The organism is Atribacterota bacterium (genome assembly GCA_028703475.1).
Lineage (GTDB): Bacteria > Atribacterota > Phoenicimicrobiia > Phoenicimicrobiales > Stramentimicrobiaceae > JAQVMU01.
In genome coordinates, this window is record JAQVMU010000136.1 from 1 (window position 1) to 2,736 (window position 2,736).

The window sequence follows — 2,736 nt, forward strand, 5'->3', positions numbered from 1 at the left end:
TTTCAATATAATCTCAGATATTTGTACTTACATGATACATTTAGAAATTTTTTTCAACTGTTAATCAAATTCAGATTATAAATAGTTATTGTATTTTGGTTTTGAGCTTATATTCAATTCTTGTCTTTAAATTTACTTTTCATCTTATCAATAATTGATTGGTACTCATCAAGCCTCTGTTTTTTATTGTTTGTTGTATTCCTGAATTTCAAGACAAAATATTTTAATTTGTTGTTTTCTTCTTTCAAATAATTATATCTTTTTAGCATAAATAGAAAACCCAGAATAGTAATTATTAAAGCAATAATTAAAACTACAATAATCATCTCTTGAATAGCCATTATTTTCCTTTTACAGCCCTATCTTTTCTTAGACAATTTATAAATATAGATTAATATATCAAAATGACAGATATTATTTTTTAATTAGAATTGTAACTTGCTTCGTCTTTCCATTAAAAACACGTCTCTCCATGTACCATCTTTCATTTTACCAATCTTTTCCCTGATTCCAATTATTCTAAAACCGCATTTTTCATGGAGAGCTATACTATCCTTGTTTTCTAAAAAAATTGTGGATTGCAAAGTCCAGAAGTTATTATCTTCAGATGTTTTAATTAATTTTTTCAACAAAGCATTACCAACACCTTTACCTTGATAATCCTTACCTACATATATACTAATCTCAGCAACTCCGGAATAAACACTTCTCCTGGAAACAGGGCTTAAAGCTGCCCAACCATATACTTTGTCCTTCTTCCTTGCTGCTAATCTACAGGATTTAATATGATTTGCATCCCATTCTTCCCAGCTGGGAGCTTTTGTTTCAAAGGTTGCATTGCCGGTATTAATTCCTTCTAAATAAATTTTTTTAATCTGACTCCAATCCTTAAACCGAATTTTATTTATTGAATATTCCATGTAATATCTCTAAAAATATATTTTTATCATGCATTGATTTGGTTCTGATTATTAACTCAACTTTTTTAACAAAATGAATACGCATTTTTATTATAATAAAATAAGAATATTTTAGAAAGTTTTATACTAAAAACATGTATGCTTATTTATTACCATACTTATAATGCTAAAACAAAATTAATTTCTAAGAGATCAACATGCATGATAAGCTCATAGTTTGATTTTCAGCAGACAAATTGTTTGAATCGCTCATAATCACTTTTCTGACATTCTAAGTTTAATAGTGTTCCTTTGTTTTTATGAATAATCGATTTTATATAGGTATTGCCATTTAAATATGACAATAAATTACCCTGACTATAGGGAATAAGCATACGGCATTTAATATACTCTTTATTAATTTCCTGGTTTATTCGCTCTAATAAATTATCCAGTCCAATCTTTTTTCTCGCAGAAATAAATACTTTATTACTAATAGTCTGCATACTATATTCCGGAATTAAATCTATCTTGTTATATACATATATGACAGGAACATTTTCAGTTCCAATTTCCTGCAAAGTGTTATCGGTTACTTTAATTTGTTGCTCATAGTCAGGATCAGAAATATCAACAATATGTAATATTAAATCAGCCATTCTTACCTCTTCCAGAGTCGATCGGAAAGCTTTGACTAAACTATGTGGTAAATCATTAACAAAACCAACCGTATCTGATAAAAGGAAATCCCTGCTTCCGGGCAATTTAATTTTTCTAACTGAGGTATCCAAAGTAGCAAATAGCATGTCTTTTTCTATTACCTTTTTAGATTCTGGCTTTCCAGACATCCCTAATAAGGCATTCATCAAAGTAGATTTACCAGAATTAGTATAACCCACTAAGGCTACAGTGGGTAACTTACTTTTGCTTCTCTTTTTGCGCTGAATTTGACGCTCATTACTAATAGAGTCCAGTTCTTTATTCAACTCGTATATCTTCCTCTCCAACTGCCTTCTATCTAATTCTAATGCCTTCTCTCCAGGTCCTCTGGTTTTAGTTCCTACTCCTCCGCTTTGTTGGGCTAATGATTCATTGAGTCCTACTAATCTTGGAAGCATATACTGCATTTTAGCCATTTCCACCTGCAGTTTAGCTTCTCTTGTCTTTGCCCTTCGGGAAAATATTTCTAAGATAAGAGAAGTCCTGTCCATGATTCTATACTCCAGTGCTCTAACCAGATTTCTGAGTTGTGAAGGTGAAAGTTCATTGTTAAATATCAATATATCTGCTTCCTTATCATTGGCCAAAAGTTTCAACTCTTCTATTTTTCCAGACCCTATATAGAAAGAATTGTTAATGCATTTTAAGTTTTGTTCAGCATGACCTACAACTTTATAATTACAAGCAAGAGCAAGATTCTTAAGTTCATTCATTGACTCATCAAAATGATATTGTTTATTTATATTTACTCCTATTAAAAAGACTTTTTCTTTTCGTAGCATAATTATTTTATCACTCCTAAAAATTAACAGTTATTTTTGCCTTCCTAAAATAAAAAAAATAGGCTGCAATGAACACTTTTCATCAACAACCTATTTTATGAAAATTTAATAATATAAATCTGATTACCTTTTATCCTAAATTACGAAAATACGAAAAATTCATTGCAAAGTCTAAACCATAAAGATTAGATTCTTTCGGTTAAATTTTTTAATTTGGTCTTTTTAGATATTAAATTTAAAATTAACTTTTTATCCTTGCAATTAAACTTTTCAGAAATATATTTTTACCAATAATAGCACATAAACCTGTTTTTATCAATGAGTTGAAGGGTTTT

At 29.2% G+C, this 2,736-nt stretch carries 3 protein-coding genes; all 3 read right to left on the reverse strand.

Annotated elements, in window-relative coordinates:
* Nucleotides 1–113: 113 nt before the first annotated feature.
* Nucleotides 114–341 (reverse strand): hypothetical protein, encoded by a 228-nt coding sequence (locus tag PHQ99_08620; GenBank protein MDD4289635.1) that lies wholly within the window; start codon nt 339–341, stop codon nt 114–116.
* 84 nt (nt 342–425) lie between these two features.
* On the reverse strand, nt 426–920 hold the full coding sequence (locus tag PHQ99_08625) for a GNAT family N-acetyltransferase (GenBank protein ID MDD4289636.1): 495 nt from the start codon (nt 918–920) through the stop codon (nt 426–428).
* Between the two features lie 224 nt (nt 921–1,144).
* Nucleotides 1,145–2,401: a GTPase HflX gene (gene hflX / locus PHQ99_08630; protein MDD4289637.1), complete on the reverse strand. Its 1,257-nt coding sequence runs from the start codon at nt 2,399–2,401 to the stop codon at nt 1,145–1,147.
* Nucleotides 2,402–2,736: the final 335 nt, after the last annotated feature.

Coding starts and splice junctions, on each gene's coding strand:
- hflX (MDD4289637.1), bottom strand. CDS start 2,401: ATGCTACGAAAAGAAAAAGTCTTTTTAATAGGAGTAAATATAAATAAA.
- PHQ99_08620 (MDD4289635.1), bottom strand. CDS start 341: ATGGCTATTCAAGAGATGATTATTGTAGTTTTAATTATTGCTTTAATA.
- PHQ99_08625 (MDD4289636.1), bottom strand. CDS start 920: ATGGAATATTCAATAAATAAAATTCGGTTTAAGGATTGGAGTCAGATT.